Annotated in this window: 17 protein-coding genes; 11 read left to right on the top strand and 6 right to left on the bottom strand. The window is 56.7% G+C overall.

Translation table 11 applies throughout. The features are described from left to right. Positions 1-130: 130 nt before the first annotated feature. From MOV61_RS12020 to MOV61_RS12005, 4 genes are read left to right on the top strand one after another with little or no spacing between them, the layout of a single operon-like run. Positions 131-1,195, top strand: coding sequence for an ABC transporter ATP-binding protein (locus MOV61_RS12020; protein WP_408962376.1), 1,065 nt, complete (start codon positions 131-133; stop codon positions 1,193-1,195). Positions 1,196-1,203: 8 nt separating this feature from the next. Continuing rightward, positions 1,204-1,854, top strand: a complete 651-nt coding sequence (locus MOV61_RS12015) for a TetR/AcrR family transcriptional regulator (protein WP_247136734.1) — start codon at positions 1,204-1,206, stop codon at positions 1,852-1,854. Beyond that, complete coding sequence (locus MOV61_RS12010) at positions 1,851-2,459, top strand: SUMF1/EgtB/PvdO family nonheme iron enzyme (RefSeq protein WP_247136733.1); 609 nt, start codon at positions 1,851-1,853, stop codon at positions 2,457-2,459. The genes MOV61_RS12015 and MOV61_RS12010 overlap by 4 nt, the downstream gene beginning before the upstream one ends. Before the next feature lie 24 nt (positions 2,460-2,483). Further along, positions 2,484-4,271 (top strand): sulfatase, encoded by a 1,788-nt coding sequence (locus MOV61_RS12005; RefSeq protein WP_247136732.1) that lies wholly within the window; start codon positions 2,484-2,486, stop codon positions 4,269-4,271. Positions 4,272-4,584: 313 nt separating this feature from the next. Here the strand turns inward: MOV61_RS12005 and MOV61_RS12000 are convergent, their stop codons facing one another. The 4 genes from MOV61_RS12000 to MOV61_RS11985 form a co-directional block, all read right to left on the bottom strand. After that, entirely contained in the window at positions 4,585-6,171 is a 1,587-nt protein-coding gene (locus MOV61_RS12000; protein WP_247136731.1) for an FAD-dependent oxidoreductase, read from the bottom strand. A 4-nt stretch (positions 6,172-6,175) separates the two neighbouring features. After that, entirely contained in the window at positions 6,176-6,907 is a 732-nt protein-coding gene (locus tag MOV61_RS11995; protein ID WP_051900455.1) for a GntR family transcriptional regulator, read from the bottom strand. A gap of 84 nt (positions 6,908-6,991) precedes the next feature. After that, positions 6,992-7,648, bottom strand: coding sequence for an amino acid ABC transporter permease (locus MOV61_RS11990; RefSeq protein WP_247136730.1), 657 nt, complete (start codon positions 7,646-7,648; stop codon positions 6,992-6,994). A gap of 5 nt (positions 7,649-7,653) precedes the next feature. Further along, complete coding sequence (locus tag MOV61_RS11985) at positions 7,654-8,319, bottom strand: amino acid ABC transporter permease (protein WP_105404653.1); 666 nt, start codon at positions 8,317-8,319, stop codon at positions 7,654-7,656. A 178-nt stretch (positions 8,320-8,497) separates the two neighbouring features. Between MOV61_RS11985 and MOV61_RS11980 the strand changes: the two genes are divergently transcribed. The 3 genes from MOV61_RS11980 (at position 8,498) to MOV61_RS11970 (ending at position 11,088) form a co-directional block, all read left to right on the top strand. Beyond that, positions 8,498-9,259, top strand: coding sequence for an SDR family NAD(P)-dependent oxidoreductase (locus MOV61_RS11980; RefSeq protein ID WP_040124747.1), 762 nt, complete (start codon positions 8,498-8,500; stop codon positions 9,257-9,259). A 72-nt stretch (positions 9,260-9,331) separates the two neighbouring features. Then, positions 9,332-10,234 (top strand): ABC transporter substrate-binding protein, encoded by a 903-nt coding sequence (locus tag MOV61_RS11975; protein WP_172723944.1) that lies wholly within the window; start codon positions 9,332-9,334, stop codon positions 10,232-10,234. Between the two features lie 53 nt (positions 10,235-10,287). Next, complete coding sequence (locus tag MOV61_RS11970) at positions 10,288-11,088, top strand: amino acid ABC transporter ATP-binding protein (protein ID WP_247136729.1); 801 nt, start codon at positions 10,288-10,290, stop codon at positions 11,086-11,088. A gap of 120 nt (positions 11,089-11,208) precedes the next feature. Here MOV61_RS11970 and MOV61_RS11965 read toward each other — a convergent pair whose 3' ends face one another. Both MOV61_RS11965 and hpaR read right to left on the bottom strand, forming a co-directional pair. Continuing rightward, complete coding sequence (locus tag MOV61_RS11965) at positions 11,209-12,624, bottom strand: aldehyde dehydrogenase family protein (protein WP_247136728.1); 1,416 nt, start codon at positions 12,622-12,624, stop codon at positions 11,209-11,211. Between the two features lie 82 nt (positions 12,625-12,706). Further along, a complete protein-coding gene (gene hpaR, locus MOV61_RS11960; RefSeq protein WP_258718873.1) occupies positions 12,707-13,165 on the bottom strand; it encodes a homoprotocatechuate degradation operon regulator HpaR in 459 nt (152 codons plus the stop codon). Positions 13,166-13,285: 120 nt separating this feature from the next. Between hpaR and MOV61_RS11955 the strand changes: the two genes are divergently transcribed. The 4 genes from MOV61_RS11955 (at position 13,286) to gabD (ending at position 17,878) form a co-directional block, all read left to right on the top strand. Next, the gene (locus MOV61_RS11955) at positions 13,286-13,675 is read left to right on the top strand and encodes a 5-carboxymethyl-2-hydroxymuconate Delta-isomerase (protein ID WP_247136726.1); all 390 of its coding nucleotides are present in this window, start codon (positions 13,286-13,288) and stop codon (positions 13,673-13,675) included. 56 nt (positions 13,676-13,731) lie between these two features. Then, entirely contained in the window at positions 13,732-15,249 is a 1,518-nt protein-coding gene (gene hpaE / locus MOV61_RS11950) for a 5-carboxymethyl-2-hydroxymuconate semialdehyde dehydrogenase (protein ID WP_247136725.1), read from the top strand. Between the two features lie 99 nt (positions 15,250-15,348). Beyond that, entirely contained in the window at positions 15,349-16,329 is a 981-nt protein-coding gene (hpaD, locus tag MOV61_RS11945) for a 3,4-dihydroxyphenylacetate 2,3-dioxygenase (protein ID WP_247136724.1), read from the top strand. 82 nt (positions 16,330-16,411) lie between these two features. Further along, positions 16,412-17,878, top strand: a complete 1,467-nt coding sequence (gabD, locus tag MOV61_RS11940; protein WP_247136723.1) for an NADP-dependent succinate-semialdehyde dehydrogenase — start codon at positions 16,412-16,414, stop codon at positions 17,876-17,878. Positions 17,879-17,882: the final 4 nt, after the last annotated feature.

Below are 17,882 nucleotides of genomic sequence, written 5' to 3'. Positions count from 1 at the left end.
GCTGCCATCCGGCTGCGCCTTCCATCCGCGCTGCCGCTTCGCGATCGAGCGATGCCGCGCGGACGTGCCGAAGCTGGAGGTGCTAGTGCCCGGTCATTCCGCCGCCTGCTGGGTGAGCGCGGCCACTGGCATGCCTGTCGTGCCGGAAGAAGACGATCTTGTGCGCAAGGCCCGGCGGACTCTTTCGGTCGAGCCTGTCCTGCGGATCGAGAACCTCAGGACGGACGTCAACCGCGGTTCGGGGTCGTTCTTTTCCAAGGCCAAGCCGATCTTTGCGGTAGACGGCGTATCGCTCGAAATCCGGCCCGGAGAAACGCTCGGTCTTGTCGGTGAATCCGGCTGCGGCAAGTCCACGCTGTCGCGCACCATCGTCGGCATCAATCCGGTCGCCGAGGGCCGGATCACGGTCGCCGGCTGCGATGTCAGTGCGATGGATCAGGAGGATCGCGACACGATCACCAGAACCATCCAATATGTCTTCCAGGACCCGTTCGCCTCGCTCAATCCGCGCCGCAGTATCGCCCAGTCGCTCGGTGAAGCTCTGGGCGTCGCCGGCGTCCACGGCGAGAAGGCGCGGCAGCGCTCGGTCGAATTGCTGCTGCGGGTCGGGCTGAACGAGGATTTCCTCGAACGTTACCCTTACGAGCTTTCCGGCGGCCAGCGCCAGCGCGTCGGCATTGCGCGAGCGCTTGCCACCGAGCCGAAGCTTCTGATCTGCGACGAGCCGGTCTCGGCGCTCGACGTCTCGATCCAGGCCCAGATCATCAACCTCCTGGAGGAACTGCGCGACGAACTGGGGCTCGGATATCTGTTCATCGCCCACGACCTTTCGGTGGTGCACCATATCAGCGACAATGTCGCGGTGATGTATCTCGGCAAGATCGTCGAGGTCGGCACGGCCGAACAGGTCTACGGCTCTCCGCAGCATCCCTATACGGCGGCGCTGATTTCCTCGACGCCGGAACCGGTGCTCGACGCGCCGCAGGAGAAGATCGTACTTGCCGGCGATATGCCGAGCCCCGCCAATCCGCCGAGCGGCTGCCGTTTCCGCACCCGCTGTCCGATTGGGCCGGAGTATTTTCCGGAGCGGGAAATCTGTTCCACCAGTTCGCCAAGCCTCCAGGAAACTGGTACCGGACAGAAGGCTGCCTGTCATTTTGCGGGCACGCCTTTGCAGATCCGGACGGGGAGATGAGGTCGAGCATGGAGAAGAAAGAGACACGCAAAAGCCCAAGGGGAGACAGCAGGCGGCGGGCGATCCTGGATTCGGCGCTGCGGCTTTTCTCCGAGCGAGGCTTCAACGCCGCCAGCATTGCCGATATTGCCGCCGACGTCGGCATGACGCAGGCCGGCATGCTGCATCATTTTCCGTCGAAGGCCGCATTGCTTCTGGCCGTGCTGCAGGAGCGCGAGGAGCGAAACCAGAAGGCCAAATCGCAAAGTTTAGAGCGTGGTTTCGACTATTTAAGCACATTTCTACGCACGCTACATACCAATGAGCGAACGCCAACTCTCGTCCAGCTTTTTGCAGTTTTATCTGCAGAAAGCATCATCCAGGATCATCCGGCCCACGACTGGTTTGTCGAGCGGTATCGAGAGGTGGCGGCCTCCATGACCAGTGAGTTGGCTGCGGTTTTCGATCAGAGCAAACTTCCAGCTGGAATGACCCTCGAAACATTTGCCCGCTGGATCATCGCGGTAGCGGACGGCGTGCGACTCCAATGGCTTCTGGATCCGACGGCTGTCAGCCGCGAGGCATCAATGATCCAGTTCTTCAACATCCTCCGCCCCTATATGCGAGACCCGGATATGCACATTTCGCTCGACGAGCCGAGCCAGGGAAAACGCCGATGACCGATGCCGTTCTCGCCGGAAATACCTGCTGCTGCGCCGCTTCACGCGAGCGGGAAGGCGAGGTCGTGCCGGCCGGGATAAAGCCGCAGACTTCCGACGCGCGCCCGATCCACCAGGAAACTGCACTGCCTGGCGGCACTTTCCTGATGGGCGATCATTTCGGTGAAGGTTATGCGCCAGATGGCGAGGGGCCAGTCCATGAGGTGTCGCTCGGCCCGTTCGCCATTGACCTGACATGCGTGACGGTCGCGCAGTTTTCGGCTTTCGCAAAGGCGACGGGATATCGGACGGAGGCAGAGCGCTACGGCAATTCGAGCGTTTTCCGGCTCGCGATCGCAGCCGACCGACCTGATATTCACCCGGTCGTGCATGTCAGCCATGCCGATGCGCTTGCCTATTGCGAATGGGCCGGGCGTCGTCTGCCGACCGAAGCGGAGTGGGAATATGCCGCTAGAGGCGGTCTCGCGGGGAGGCGTTTCCCGTGGGGCGACGGCTCCTATCTCTGTCACGCCACTTACTGCCACCGTTACCGGGTGGCGGCGCGCAGTTCCAATACGCTGGGCTCCTCAAACTGCAATCGAACCATTTCCCGCCGATTTTCATAGCGCATAAGGACAGGACGTACCGATTTGAAAGCGATCATGATCATGTTCGACACCCTCAATCGCCGGTTCCTGCCTGCCTATGGTGCCGACTGGAATCACCTTCCCAATTTCCGCCGCCTGCAGGAGCGCACTGTCACCTTCGACAATTGTTATGGCGGCAGCATGCCCTGCATGCCGGCCCGCCGCGAACTCCATACCGGCCGATACAATTTCCTGCACCGCTCCTGGGGGCCGCTGGAGCCCTTCGACGATTCGATGCCGGAAATGCTGCGAACCAGCGGGGTCTATACCCATCTCGTCACCGATCATCAGCATTATTGGGAGGATGGCGGCGCCACCTATCACAATCGCTACAGCAGCTACGAATTCTGCCGCGGCCAGGAAGGCGATCGTTGGAAAGGCCATGTCGGCGAGCCGCTGATCCCTGCGACCGCAAGCTGGCGGTCCGGCAGTCTCTGGCGGCAGGACTGGGTAAACCGCCAGTACATGACCGACATCGCCGATCATCCGCAGACGAAGACCTTCGATGCGGGCGTCGAGTTCATCAAGGCTAATCACGCCGAGGATCGCTGGTTCCTGCAGGTTGAATGTTTCGATCCGCACGAACCCTTCTTCAGCTACGACCGCCACAAGGAACGGTATCCGCACGACTACGACGGCCCGCATTTCGACTGGCCGGACTACCGGGCCGTGACCGAAAAGCCGGGGGAAGTCGAACATGCGCGGATGGAATATGCAGCGCTGCTCAGCATGTGCGACGACAGCCTCGGCCGCGTGCTGGATGCGATGGACGAATATGGACTGTGGGACGATACGATGCTGATCGTCTGCACCGACCACGGACTGCTGCTCGGCGAGCGCGGGTGGTGGGGCAAGAACGTGCAGCCCTGGTATGAGGAAAACATCCACACGCCGCTGTTCGTCTGGGATCCGCGCCTGCATGTTAAGGACGAGCGGCGTTCGAGCCTGGTCCAGACGATCGATTTCGGTCCGACGCTTCTCGATTTCTTCGGGGTAACCCCGACGGAGGATATGCAGGGCAGGCCTCTGTCCGGCGTCATTTCTACCGACGAGCAGGTCCGTGAAGCCGGCCTGTTCGGCAGTCATGGCGGGCATGTCTGCATTACCGACGGGCGTTACGTCTATATGCGGGCCTGCGTGACCCCCGAAAACCAGCCGCTCGAGCAATATACGCTGATGCCGACCCATATGGACCACCGCTTCGCACCGGGCGAACTCAAGGATATCTCGCTTGCCGGACCGTTTCCCTTCACCAAGCAGGTGCAGGTCATGCGGCTTCCGGCCAAGGCGCTTGGCAATCCGTATATATTTGGAACGCTGCTCTTCGATCTCCAAACCGATCCCGAACAACAGAAACCTCTTCGCGATGAAGAGGTCGAAACGCGCATGGCGAACCTCCTCGTCGCAGCCATGCGCGCCAATCACACGCCGGCCTCGCAGTTCGAACGACTTGGCCTGCCCCTGGTGGGCGCCGTCGGTCCCGAGCATCTGCTGATCGACCGGCAATGGGCGCAGGTCAAGAATGGCGAGCGGCTGTCACAGCGCAACGATGACAGTTCAAGCTACCACCGTTGCGTCAGATTAACGCTAGACGAGGTTGTTAAGGACGCCCGGCTCTCGGCGGCGTTCAGGACGATTTTCGGATTGGATTTGTCATCTACAGTGCTCGATCGTTTCGGCCATCTGACCCCATGGCAGCTTTCGTTCTTGATGCCGAACGTCACTTCAGACATGCTCCGTGTTTTTGATGCCATCCCTGCCGAATGGTCGAGCGCTGGAGCTTTGCCATGATTGTTCCTGTTTGAGTCTTTGTGTCGCTTGGCGGCTAATCGTGAGAATGCGCCCGTTCGAGTGGTTCTTGGCATTTAATTTGAGATGTGCCGCCCGGGTTCCGCAGTGACCAATCCGTGGCCCGGTCGCATGATCGCGCCGCCGAGGTGCAGTTGTCTGATTTTGTCGAGCGTGTGAAAGTGGACGGCTTCATTGCCGATGCGCTGGACAGGCAGGGGATGCCAGCCTCGACACCATTTTTGATGGCACGCTGATGTCGGTCCATCCTTACCCAATTCCGGGACTTGAGGATTGAATGTTCCAAACGGATTAATCATCGCCGCTGATTGGCGCTGATTTCCAAACCGACAATGTATGCCGCCGTTAGAATCGGACCGAGCGAGCCACCGTGGCCGGGATATCCTTTTCCGAATATACTTGCTGCAACGTTCCCGCACGCAAAAAGTCCTTCAATCGCGGATCCGTCATCACGAACGACGCTACCGCGAGATTTGGTCTTCAACCCGCCTTTTGTGCCATTGTTTCCTGGTAGAACTTCAACTGCGTAGAGGGGAGCAACATCGAGCTTCCCCAGGCATGGATTTGGGGCGTGGCCAGAATCTCCATAATAAAGACCATGAACGTCCTCACCGCGTGCGAAATCTGGATCATGGCCCTCGCGAGCATACTGATTGAATCGTTCGACTGTTGCGGTTAGGCCTTCAACCGAAACGCCAAGCTTCTGAGCGAGTTCGGCCACCGAACCCGCACTGATCATCCATTCCGGTGCGGTTTGTTGCGGGGAAACGGACGCGACGGGATAACGCGACTTGAAGGCGTCATCGAAAATAAGCCAGGCGGGCCTGTTTGGGTAAGAAAACGAGCCGGGATCAAAAGCGTTGAACGCCATACCGAGGTCATTGTATGAGCTCGCTTCGTTTACGAAACGCTCGCCTTTCCGGTTGACCATAATGGAGCCTGGCAATGCCAGTTCACGCACCATGTTGCGTGTTAGTGGTTCTCCATCAAGTGCATCCCCCGGAATTCGATATGCAGCGGTCCACCATGCTTCAGTCATATTGGCCACTGCCGCGCCGGCCCGAATACCAAACCGCAGGCCGTCTCCCTCATTACCAGGCGGTGTGGTCGGTGCACTTGAAAATCCAGGCAGGTAAGCCGAGACGAGGGACGAATTCCACTCGAACCCGCCTGTGGAGAGGACAACACCGAGCCGGGCAGATGTTGAACCCGAAACGGTTTCGACTCCTAGACAGCGCTCTCCGTCGAACGATAGACCCGCGGCGGCTTCATTAAGGTGAAATTGAACACCATGTTTCGCGCATGCCTGCGCCAGCCCGGCGACCAGGGCTGCTCCTTGCGTGCGCATTCGACGCTTCTGACGGTCTTCGATGATCTCTGATGGCAGACCTTTGCGGCTCTCGGACGATGTCACCGGCTGACGCAAGTGCGAAGACCGAAGCGTCTGAAATAGAGTCTCGTCCATTGCTGGCGCGAAAGGTAGCGGTTCGACCGATCGGCCGGAACGTGCGCCGGGCCAGCCGGGATGGTAGTCCGGGCGATCTACACTGAAGAAGCGCAGCTCCGAGTGTTTCTCCAGAAACAACAACATTTCAGGCCCGGTTTTTAGAAAATCGACCAGAAGGCTCTTGTCGATCTCGCCAAGGGTCAGTCGCGTCAGATATTCGATACCGTCTGTCTCCAGGTCCTCAAAACCGGACTTTTGCATCACGTGGTTTTTTGGAATCCAGATGCCACCACCGGAAATCGCGGTGGTGCCACCGATTAGATGGGACTTTTCGAAAACACCCACTGACAGGCCCTGAATTGCAGCAGAAAGCGCCGTGAGGAGACCTGCACCACCGCTACCAAGGACGACAACATCATATTCCGACGGTTGCATATGACTATCCCTGCGATCTGCTTACTCGCCGATCATGGTTGTTGACCAGATTGCGGTGCGTTTCTGTGGTGAGCAGAATGATATTCGTGCGAACATGCGCTTCGATCTCGGCGGGAGATTTTTTGGCGATATAGGCCGCAATGATCCACTCGTGTCCTTGAAGCGTCGATTTCCCGCTATCCTTTCCAAGAGTATGCAATATGGTCGCTTCCGTCCGCGGCTGGATGAAGCGATTGATCATCGCAATTCGCGATCTTAATTGGGCGATCTGCTCGACGATTGTTTCGTTCGGGCACCTCCGATTTATCACGGAGTGGAAGTCCAGGTTGCCCTGAGTCCATCCCGAAAGGTCGAAGGAAGCCAGCGCCTGTTCCATCCCCTCGTTGATTTTCTGAAGCTGCTTGATATCGCTGGCAGTAATCCTCGGCGCGGCGGCGCCGGTTACGTAGCCCTCAAGCAATGCCAGAAGTTCCATCTGCTCAGCCCAGAGATCCGGATCGGCTCCAGCCACGATTGCGCCGGAGTTCTTGCTGAATATGATCAGGCCTTCTGCTTCCAACCGGCGGATCGCCTCGCGCACCGGTACAGGGCTGATCGATAGCTCCTTCGCGAGTGTGTCAATTACAAGCCGCTGTTTGGGTGCATAGAGGCCGCGATCTATCCCAGCCTTGAGATAATCGTAAGCAAGTTGCTGTTTGCTTCTAGCTTCTGTGACGGGTGCCACCACCTTTGCCATGCGTCACTCTCCAACGGTGATCAAATTGAAAATCAGATTTGATTTCCTTTTCGATCTAATGACTTCGGGTGGTTTCGGCAAGTGCTAGTGTTTCCAGGCCAGTCGCCGCTCAAGGCTCATACTCAATCGCGACAGGACGAAGACAATCAGGATGAAGATCACCCCAACCGCCGTCAGATACTCGAACTGCTTGTAGGTGATCGATGCCTGGGCATTCGCCACATAGAGGATGTCTTTGACACCAATCACGCCCACGATCGCGGAATCCTTCAAGATGACAATGAATTGGTTCAGAAGGAGTGGAATTGCAGTCCGTAGCGCCTGCGGCCAGATAATGATCGAGTTTGTTTTCCAGGGTGACAGACCCATTGCGGCGGCCGCTTCCCATTGCCCGCCATCAATGGTGAGCAACACGGACCGATAGATTTCTGCAACGTAAGCGGTATTCAGAAGCGTCAGGGATATGATAGCGGCTGTGATCGGATCCATTTTCCAGCCTGTTGCTCCGGCGAGGGCAAAATAGACGAGCAGAACGTAAACATATGGCGATAGTGAGCGGAAGACCTGGATGTAGAGAAATCCTACCGCTCGGATGGCAGCAGATTTGCTCCTGAGAAGGGATATCACTAGCCCTCCGAAGACCATTGAAAGTGCGAGCGAGACGATTGCGATCAGGAATGTGTAACGAAGCCCGTAGAGCATGTCGGGCAGGTGGCTGAGGACAACGTACCAGCTATTCATGACCTTCAAGCCCCTTTGCCGTCATTGAGACGGTCTTCGACGACTTTGACCAGCAAAGATAAAACCAGCATCGTCGCGATGAGTAGGACGGCGACCGAGATATAGGCTTCGAACGGCCTATATTGGTTGAGACTGATGTCCTGGGCCGTGAAGACGAGTTCCGGGACAGCAACCACCGCCGCGTAAGTCGCCGCTTTGAAGCAGATCACGAAGACGTTCAGCAGGGGCGGGATCACGACCCGAATGACCTGTGGAAAAAGGATAGTGCGATTGATCCGGAGGTCGGAAAGACCGAGTGCCTTGCCGGCTTCAATCTGGCCGACGTCAATCGAATTATAGCCGGTCCTGAAAATCTCAGAAGCAAATGCCGAGCTCATGATGGCGATGGCGATGACTATCGCTTGAGGCCCCGTCAGTGCCAGGCCGAATTTTGTTGCGAGCCCGAAGTAAATCCACAACAGCAGCAGATACATCGGCAGGCCCCGAACGATCTGCACGTAGGTGTAAGACACTGCGCGTGCGATTTTCGAGCGGGAGGCCGAGCCAAGATAGGAGATAAACCCAATAACGCAGCCCAGCGCGAATCCCGCGAATGCGAAATAGAGATCATACCCTAATCCCCATAGGAACCGGGGCCATTGCGCCAGGATGATCGAGAAATCGAGGTTCATGACGTTCCCTTTTTCTTTACTCGGCTTCTTCTCCGGTACTGACTCAATCGATAAACCCGAGCGCCAGCTTCGTCAACATCATATATGATTTCATATTGCAAGACAGATAGATTCAAGTCATAGATGTCAAAAAGCGGTCCCAAGCGGTCGCGAAAAAGCAAATAATGGGAAGTCAGACATGCGGTTTTCAGGAAAAACGGTCCTCGTAACGGGGGTCGCAAGTGGGCTCGGGCGCGCCGTTGCGCAGGCACTGGCGAATGAAGGTGCGAGGCTTGTTCTCGTTGATCGCGCAAAAGATCAGCTGGAAAACTTGGTGCTGCTTCTACGCGGAGAGGGAGCGGACGTCGTCGAACTCGTTGGCGATGTTTCACAGGAGGAAACCTCACAGCAAGCAGTCGAACTGGCCCGGTCACGCTTCTCATCCCTGGACATCTTGATCAACAATGCCGGTATCAACCCTACAGGCACGATTTCGCAGACCGATCCCGCGATGTGGCAGCAGGCTTTGGACGTGAACCTAAAGTCGGCTTATCTCTTCTGCAGGCAAGCGATCCCGCACATGGTGGAGGCGGGCAAGGGTGTGATCGTCAACACGGCCTCTATCGCGGGTCAGCGGGCCTCGACAGCCGAGGCGGTATACGGCGTCTCGAAGGCCGGGTTGATCATGCTGACGCGTACCATCGCCCGGGACTACGGAGCAAAAGGGATTCGCGCAAATGCGATCTGCCCCGGCGTCCTTGAAAGTGTCATGGCAGACAGATTGACCCGAATGTCGGCCGAACAGGTCGCAGCTCGTGACCAGCGCTTTGCGCCGACGGTCCCTCTCGGTCGCCTTGGGACATACGAAGAAATCGCCAAAGCCACGCTATTCTTGGCGAGTGATGATGCCAGCTACGTGAATGGTGCGCAGCTGACAGTCGATGGCGGTCTTACCGCCTAGCAAAAGCTGTACCCCACGGATCGTGGGTTCCAGGCCGAAAATTTCATCGTGGAAACAACAAGGGGAATGCTCATGGATACGAAGCAAGATAATGGAATGCAGGCAAACCGCCGTTCGCTACTGACAGCAGGTTTGTTCGTGGGCGGCGCAGCTGCTGTTGCACTCGGTGCAACGACACCGGCCGCCGCGCAGGATGCCGCGAAGGAATCCGTCCTGGACAAAGCGATCCGCACCAAAAAAATCGTGGTCGCGGCGAGCCTCAAATATCCGCCAAACCTGTACATCAACGACAAGGGTGAGCCGGACGGCTACGAGATCGCTCTCATCCGTCGAATGATGAAAGATGTCTCGCCTGATATCCAGGTAGAATTCGCAGACATGGATTTCGGTCAGATGTTTGCAGCCGTCGAATCCGGCCGTGCCGATATCATGACAACGGGAACGATCTTGCCATCACGTTCGCTACGTGGCTGGTTTGCCGGCTGTGCCGTGACGTTTCAACCGGTCTACGTCGTTGGACGCGACGCGTCAGACTTGACTTTCGAACAGATGAACTCGCCGGAGTTCAAGTTCGCCGCTCTTCAGGGAAGCTCGCAGGAAGCGAAGATCCGGGCGCTCTACCCGAAGGCAAACGTCTCGGTATTCCCTGACCAGACGGGCGCCATCGGTCAGGTCATGTCAGGACGTGCGAACGCAACCTTGCAGTCGCTGTTCACGATCGTGAACACCAAGAAACAGGGTGTCGCGCTTCAGATAATCGGCAAGGAACCGGCTTATGTCGATCACAACACCTTCTTCATGCCGACGGGAGACATGAAGATGTACATGTTCGTGACCAACTGGTTGCTTTTCAATGCAGCAGGCGGAATCCTCAACTCCGTATTCCGTGAGTATGTCGGCAAAGATGCGATCGCCGCAGGCCTTCCTTACCTTGCGGTTGGTCCGGGCGGCAGCCCTCTCAAAGTGGACGCGTGAGATTCGTGTCGGGGCGGCCGAGTGGCCGCCCCGCTTCTTCGAGGGAGCGGAACATGGAAAATTCAGAAGAAAGAAAAACAGTCATCTCACTGCGGAATGCTAGCAAGTGGTTCCCCAGTCGCGACCTTCCCAATGTGAGGGGGCTGAATTCGGTATCGCTTGACGTTCTTGAAGGCGATGTCGTCGTCTTGCTTGGACCAAGTGGCTCAGGCAAAAGCACACTTTTGAGGTGTTTGAACCTGCTCAATATTCCTGACGAGGGCCAACTACGGGTCGGCTCCGTAGAATGGGATGCCAAAGCCTATTTTTCGGCACGCTCAAGAGAGCGCCGTTACAGCCGTGATTTTCAGCGGCTTCGTCGCGAGACGGGCATGGTCTTTCAGCACTACAATCTCTTCCCGCACATGACCGTTTTAGAGAACGTGATGTGTGGGTTGGTCCACAGCAAGGGCATGTCGAAAGACGAAGCGCGTGAGATCGCGCGCGAGGAGATCGTAAAAGTCGGTCTGGCCGACAGAGAAGGACATTACCCTGGGCAACTGTCGGGCGGTCAAAAGCAGCGGGTTGCCATTGCCCGCGCCATCGCCACCAAACCGCTGGCGATGTTGTTCGACGAACCCACGTCAGCCCTTGATCCTGAGCTGCGAGGAAGTGTTTTGGCGGTGATGCAAGATCTCGCCAAGGAAGGCATGACTATGGTCGTGGTCACGCACGAGATGGGTTTTGCGCGGGCAGTCGGCAACCACATCGTGTTTCTCGAAAGCGGTGAAATCATCGAGGAGGGACTTTCGAACGATTTCCTCGACAACCCAAAGACTGAACGTGCTCAACGGTTCCTATCTGAGATCGCTTGAAGTCTTAGGGCGCGCACGGTCACTCTGTCGGCAGAATTCGGAGGCTTCGATCCCGGAACAACATAAGAAAAGGGACGCCGGCGAACCCGGCGTCCCTTTCTTTTCTCGCGATCCAGGCTCTTACTGAAAAATGACCTGGATCGTCGTGTATTCCACCAGGCCCTCTTCAGCAAATTCTACGCCCAGACCGGAACCCTTCACGCCACCGAACGGCACGTTCGGCTGGATAGCTCCGTGCTTGTTGATCCATACGGATCCACATTCCAGCTGGCTTGCCACTTTCTTTGCTTTCGCAAGGTCTCTGCCCCAGACGGAACCACCAAGACCGTTCGGGTTGTCATTCGCGCGCCTGATGACTTCGTCGAGATCAGAATACTTGATGATCGGGAGAGCCGGCCCAAACTGTTCCTCGTCCACCAGACGATCGCCGTTATTAAGGTCCGCGACCAGCGTCACGGGATAGAAATTCCCAGGAGCGTTGTCGTCAGAATCCCCTCCAATGAGAATGCGCCCGCCACGCCGCTTCGCATCTTCCACCAGATCTTTGACCTTCTGGTACTGCATGCGGTTCTGGACCGGACCCAGGACACTATCTTCCGAAAGTCCATCACCGACTTTGACTGTCGCTGCAAAGCTTGTCAGCTCACGGCAAACGTCCTCGTAGATGTCCTCGTGAACATAAAGTCTCTTCAATGCCGCACAGGTTTGCCCGCCATTGATGAAAGCGCCCCAGAACAGTCCCTCGGCAATCTGGCGGGGATCGCAATCGGGCAGGACAATGCCGGCATCATTACCACCGAGTTCAAGAGTCAGGCGTTTCAATGTCGCCGCAGCGCCTGCCATGATTTTTTTGCCGGTCTCGGTCGAGCCCGTGAAAACGATCTTGGCAATACCAGGGTGGGAGGACATTGCGGCCCCGATGTCGTTTTCACCCGTCACACAATTCAACACACCTGTCGGCAGAACTGTGTTGAGCAGTTCGATCATCCGGATGGTGGACAGCGGGGTGAGCGGGGAGGGCTTGATCACAACAGTGTTCCCGGTTCGTATGGCCGGTACAATGTGCCAGATCGCAATCATCAACGGCCAGTTCCAGGGCGTAATTGATCCTACAACGCCCACCGGTTTGCGGTGCAGTTCCACCCGGCCCTGATTGTCATCCTGCAAAACCTTGACCGGCAGCTCCAGACCGGCAGTGTATCGCGCCCAAGCTTCGGCCCCTCCGAGCTCATACCGGGAGCCCATCCCATTCAGGGGTTTTCCCTGTTCCAGGGTGAGAAGCTGGGCCAGCTCCTCCGCATGATCGCGCAAGGTGTCAGCGATTGCGACACAGGCCTTCTGGCGCGTCGCGTCGTCAGCTTTGCTCCACTTTTCGTAAGCTGTTTGCGCCGCGGAAACCGCCTGGTCCAACTGGGCTACGGTTGCCTTTGGCGCTGCCCCCACGACTTGACCATCTGAGGGATTTAGCACGTCGAATGTTCCTTCAGTTGCGATCGACTGGCCGTCGATGACAAGCCTGTATTGCTGGTTCACCATGGGAAAACTCCTCCTATTTCCGTCGCTGAATTACTAAACATGTTAAGTAAATTAGCGAAAGAACGCAAGGGCGCAAACTCGACTAACGCGTCGTCGCCTTGTCCGTGACCTCGTTAAGCAATGCAACCAGGGCTTCGATCTTGTCGTGGCCAATGCGAAGCTCAAGCTCTTCATAAATTTTAAGACTTTCGGGCCGTACTTCTTCGAGGAGCTTAGCGCCTGCGTCATCAATCCGGACAAGCAGACGTCGGCCATCCGCAGCATCCTTCGTCGTCCTGATCAGCTTACGGTCCTCAAGCGCCTTGATCATCCTTGTCAGGCTGGGGGCAAGGAGAGCTGCACCTTGCGCCAATTCGGTGGCATCGATCTGCCCGCGTTCACTCAAGAGCCGCAGCACACGCCATTGCTGCTCCGTCACATTGTGCTGCGCAAGCATCGGTCGAAAATGGCCCATCACTGCTTCTCGCGCCTTCAACAGTGCGATTGGGAGTGCCTGGCGGGTGCTACGCAGAAGGCGAGGGTGATTTTTATCCTGATCCATATGAGGTGAATAAGTGAGAATTTACCGGCCCGTCAATATTCGATCAGGCCGAGATCACCCGACAGTGGGTTGACAAACACTCAATAATTGTTAACGTGTTAAGTATCTGAGGAGCGATAAATGCCACATTTCGTCATTGAAGGATCCGCGAACCTGAAACCGCGCGTCGATTTCAAATCGCTGTGTGAGGTCGTTCATAAAGCGATCCTCGACAGTGGGCTGTTCGAACGTGGCGCGGTTCGCGTCCGAGTTCTGCTTAGCGATGACTACGCGATCGCTGACCTCAACGAGCGCAATTCTTTCATCGACATGAGCTTTCGCATTGGCGCGGGCAGATCTGCCAAAGAAAAGAAGCGTGTTGGCAACGCGATCATGTCAGTCGTCAAGGCCGAGCTGCTGGACCTTTTCAGCGAGCCACATTTTGCTCTCTCCCTTGAGGTGCGCGAGATCGATCCAGCCCTGAGCTGGAAAGACAATGCGATCCATGCGCGCCTTCGGGCAGGAACTTAGAAAACACCATTGAACATTGGCTGAGCGAATGCTGCTGCATTCGAGATGGAGATCTCATGACGAATTTTGAAGACAACAAGAAAAAGGCCGAGGCCTATCTTGCCCGGTTTCGGACCGACGGCGTCCTCAATCACATTGCCGGAGAAGCTGTCCCTGCTTTAGATCGTGCTACGTTCAAGACAATCTCGCCCGTCGACTTGCAGCCTCTGGCGCAAGTCGCCCATGGCAAAGCGGCAGACGTCGATCGTGCTGCCAAAGCCGCATCCGGGGCATTTCCCGCCTGGGCGGCAATGCCTGGTGACGCTCGCAAGGCGCTCCTGCACAAAATCGCTGACGCGATCGTTGCCCGCGCCGAGGAGATCGCGTTCATTGAGTGCATGGACACCGGACAGTCGCTGAAATTCATGGCGAAGGCAGCGCTACGTGGCGCGGAGAATTTTCGGTTCTTCGCAGACCGAGCACCAGAAGCAAGAGACGGCAAATCGATCCGTATTCCTGGCCAGGTTAACCTGACAACGCGGAACCCAATTGGACCGGTCGGTGTGATCACCCCATGGAACACGCCATTCATGCTGTCGACCTGGAAGATTGCACCGGCCTTGGCGGCCGGTTGCACGATCGTCCATAAGCCGGCTGAATTCTCGCCGCTTACAGCACGCCTGCTGGTCGAGATTGCCGAAAGCGCCGGCCTTCCCAAAGGTGTTTGGAACCTCGTCAATGGTTTGGGAGAGGACGCCGGTAAAGCGCTGACAGAACATCCATTGATCAAGGCGATCGGTTTTGTTGGCGAAAGCCGGACGGGCTCAATGATCATGAAGCAGGGTGCCGACACGCTCAAGCGCGTCCACTTCGAGCTCGGTGGCAAAAACCCGGTCATTGTTTTCGCTGACGCTGATCTGGAGCGAGCGGCGGATGCTGCCGTATTCATGATCTATTCGCTCAACGGCGAACGATGCACGTCCTCATCCCGATTGTTGGTCGAAGAAAGCATCTACGGCAAGTTCACGGAAATGGTTGCCGAGAGGGCAAAACGTATCAAGGTCGGTCACCCGCTCGATCCGCAGACGGTCGTCGGACCTCTGATTCACCCTGTCCACGAACGGAAGGTATTGGAATACGTCGAGATCGGCAAAGCCGAAGGCGCAACTGTCGCCGCTGGTGGCCACAAGGTCGAAGGACCAGGTGGCGGATGCTACGTCGCTCCAACACTCTTTACCGGTGCCAACAATGAAATGCGGATCGCCCAGGAAGAGATCTTTGGTCCGGTTCTGACCGCAATCCCGTTCAGAGACGAAGCGGATGCTTTGAAGATCGCCAACGATGTGCAGTACGGTTTGACCGGTTATCTTTGGACTTCCGACGTGACGCGGGCTTTCAGGCTGACCGACCAACTTGAGGCTGGCATGATCTGGGTCAATTCAGAGAATGTCCGCCACCTGCCGACCCCGTTCGGCGGCGTCAAGAATTCCGGTATCGGCCGCGACGGTGGAGACTGGTCGTTCGATTTCTACATGGAAACCAAGAACATCGCTTTCGCCACGACTGCCCATGCGATCCAGAAATTGGGCGGCTGACAGGATTTCGCGACACTCTGGCTGCGTCAACAAAAGGCGCGGCCGCTTCGTAACAACAAAGCGCCGAACACGGGCTGTTTCGGCCCCGAGGAGGAAACCATGCCGCTCCCGCAATTCAATCTCTATCCAGCGTTCAACACGGTTCGGCTCAGCCATGTCGAATTCCTTGTTAAGAATCTTGCTGCCAGCCGTGCCTTCTATGTGGACATGCTCGGCCTTCAGGTAACAGACGAAGACTCTGATACTGTCTACCTGCGTGCCATGGAAGAACGCGGCCATCACTGCATGGTGCTCAAGAAGAGCGATACTTCGGCAATCAGCTACCTCGCCTTGAAGGTCTATTCCGAGGAAGATCTCGACAAAGCCAAGGTCTATTTCGATACAAAAAGTCACAAGACGGAATGGGTGGAGCGCCCTTTCCAGGGACGCACCCTGCGCACCCATGACAACTTCGGCATCCCGCTTGAATTTTACTTCAAAATGGATCGCCTGACGCCTATCCATCAAAAGTACGCGCTTTATCACGGGGTCAAACCACTCCGGATCGACCACTTCAACTGCTTCACGCCAGACGTTGACGCATCCGTGGCCTTTTACAACGACATTGGTTTCCGTGTTACGGAATACACTGAGGATGCAGAAAGCAAAAAACTGTTTGCCGCCTGGTTGCATCGCAAGGGTGGCGTCCACGACATGGCGTTCACAAACGGCGTCGGCCCGCGACTGCATCACACAGCATTCTGGGTTCCAACACCTTTGAACATCATCGATCTCCTCGATCTTATGTCAACCACTGGATACCTCGCAAACATCGAACGGGGTCCAGGCCGTCACGGCATCTCTAATGCATTTTTCCTCTACATCCTCGATCCGGACGGCCACCGCATCGAGATTTACTGCTCGGACTACCAGACTGTCGATCCCGATCTCGAGCCGATCAAATGGGACTTGAAGGATCCACAGCGTCAGACATTGTGGGGGGCACCTGCGCCGAGGTCTTGGTTCGAACACGGCAGTTTGTTCACCGACCTTCCAACCCAGGAGCCGCTTCTAAAGGCTCAACCGATCATCGCGCCCTGATCTCGTTGCGAACACAGACGGCGAGGGACATTGGCAAGTCCCTGTGTCCCTTTTCTCTTAGCCCACACGGAGTGACCAAGCGATGCACCCGAAAGACCCAACGTTATTCCGCCAGGCCGCTTACATTGGTGGCGACTGGATCGAAGCAAACGATACGGATGCCATTGCGGTCACAAACCCCGCAACTGGTGAGAAGATCGGCTCCGTTCCCAAGCTGGGGGCGGCAGAAGCACGTGCGGCGATCGCGCATGCCGAAGAAACGCAGAAGGAATGGGCAGCGCGAACCGCGAAGGAGCGTAGCGTAATCCTGCGCAAGTGGTTTGAGTTGATAATGTCCAACCAGGATGACTTGGCGCACATTCTCACACTCGAACAGGGAAAGCCGCTCCTCGAAGCAAAGGGTGAGATCGCCTATGGGGCAAGTTTCATCGAGTGGTTCGCCGAGGAAGCCAGACGCATCAACGGCGACATTATATCCGGCCATCAGCGAGACAAACGCATTCTGGTGATGAAGCAGCCGATTGGCGTCGTCGCGGCCATCACGCCGTGGAATTTTCCGAACGCGATGATTACACGAAAAGCTGGCCCGGCGCTCGCAGCCGGATGTGCAATGGTATTGAAACCCGCTGCTCAGACGCCATTTTCCGCGATCGCTTTGGCGGTACTGGGGGAGCGGGCAGGATTGCCGGCAGGATTGTTCAGCGTGATCACCGGTTCATCTCGCGAAATCGGCGCCGAGATGACCTCAAATCCCATCGTACGTAAACTCACATTCACTGGGTCGACGGAAGTTGGTGCCGAACTTTACCGTCAGTCTGCTCCCACGATCAAAAAACTTGGTCTGGAGCTGGGCGGCAATGCGCCCTTCATCGTGTTCGATGATGCAGATCTCGACGCAGCCGTCGAAGGCGCCTTGATCGCGAAGTTCAGGAACAATGGTCAGACCTGCGTTTGCGCCAATCGCCTGTACGTCCAGGATACGATCTATGACGCGTTCGCTGAAAAGCTGGCCAAAGCCGTTAGTAAGCTTCGGACCGGAAACGGGTTCGAGGAGGGTGTTGCGCTCGGACCCTTGATCGATGAAGCGGCTCTCAAGAAAGTCGAAGAGCACGTTCAGGATGCCGTATCGAAGGGCGCAATCGTCATTCAAGGCGGAAAAGCGCATGAACTTGGCGGCACCTTCTACGAAGCGACTGTTCTCACAGGCGTCACGCAAGACATGGCCGTGGCATCCGAAGAAACCTTCGGGCCTATCGCGCCGCTCTTTCGCTTCGAGAACGAGACTGATGTGGTTGAAAAGGCGAACGACACGGAATTCGGTCTCGCTTCCTATTTCTACGCAAAGGATCTGTCGCGGGTGTTTCGAGTTGCCGAGGCCCTCGAATATGGAATGGTTGGCGTGAATACCGGCCTGATATCCACTGCTGAAGCACCGTTCGGCGGCGTAAAGTCGTCCGGGCTAGGCCGTGAAGGCTCCAAATACGGCATCGATGACTACCTCGAGCTCAAATACGTATGCCTTGGTGGCATCACAACAAAAGAACAATAAAGGA

The sequence above is a fragment of the Neorhizobium sp. BETTINA12A genome (assembly GCF_023006485.1).
Taxonomy (GTDB): domain Bacteria; phylum Pseudomonadota; class Alphaproteobacteria; order Rhizobiales; family Rhizobiaceae; genus Neorhizobium.
The sequence above is the reverse complement of the archived record's forward strand: the minus strand, read 5'-3'. Positions and strand labels throughout refer to the sequence as shown.

Coding starts and splice junctions, on each gene's coding strand:
- MOV61_RS12010 (WP_247136733.1), top strand. CDS start 1,851: ATGACCGATGCCGTTCTCGCCGGAAATACCTGCTGCTGCGCCGCTTCA.
- MOV61_RS11970 (WP_247136729.1), top strand. CDS start 10,288: ATGGAAAATTCAGAAGAAAGAAAAACAGTCATCTCACTGCGGAATGCT.
- MOV61_RS11995 (WP_051900455.1), bottom strand. CDS start 6,907: ATGGCAAAGGTGGTGGCACCCGTCACAGAAGCTAGAAGCAAACAGCAA.
- MOV61_RS12015 (WP_247136734.1), top strand. CDS start 1,204: ATGGAGAAGAAAGAGACACGCAAAAGCCCAAGGGGAGACAGCAGGCGG.
- MOV61_RS11990 (WP_247136730.1), bottom strand. CDS start 7,648: ATGAATAGCTGGTACGTTGTCCTCAGCCACCTGCCCGACATGCTCTAC.
- MOV61_RS11985 (WP_105404653.1), bottom strand. CDS start 8,319: ATGAACCTCGATTTCTCGATCATCCTGGCGCAATGGCCCCGGTTCCTA.
- MOV61_RS11975 (WP_172723944.1), top strand. CDS start 9,332: ATGGATACGAAGCAAGATAATGGAATGCAGGCAAACCGCCGTTCGCTA.
- hpaE (WP_247136725.1), top strand. CDS start 13,732: ATGACGAATTTTGAAGACAACAAGAAAAAGGCCGAGGCCTATCTTGCC.
- hpaD (WP_247136724.1), top strand. CDS start 15,349: ATGCCGCTCCCGCAATTCAATCTCTATCCAGCGTTCAACACGGTTCGG.
- MOV61_RS12020 (WP_408962376.1), top strand. CDS start 131: ATGCCTGTCGTGCCGGAAGAAGACGATCTTGTGCGCAAGGCCCGGCGG.
- MOV61_RS11980 (WP_040124747.1), top strand. CDS start 8,498: ATGCGGTTTTCAGGAAAAACGGTCCTCGTAACGGGGGTCGCAAGTGGG.
- MOV61_RS12000 (WP_247136731.1), bottom strand. CDS start 6,171: ATGCAACCGTCGGAATATGATGTTGTCGTCCTTGGTAGCGGTGGTGCA.
- hpaR (WP_258718873.1), bottom strand. CDS start 13,165: ATGGATCAGGATAAAAATCACCCTCGCCTTCTGCGTAGCACCCGCCAG.
- MOV61_RS11955 (WP_247136726.1), top strand. CDS start 13,286: ATGCCACATTTCGTCATTGAAGGATCCGCGAACCTGAAACCGCGCGTC.
- MOV61_RS11965 (WP_247136728.1), bottom strand. CDS start 12,624: ATGGTGAACCAGCAATACAGGCTTGTCATCGACGGCCAGTCGATCGCA.
- gabD (WP_247136723.1), top strand. CDS start 16,412: ATGCACCCGAAAGACCCAACGTTATTCCGCCAGGCCGCTTACATTGGT.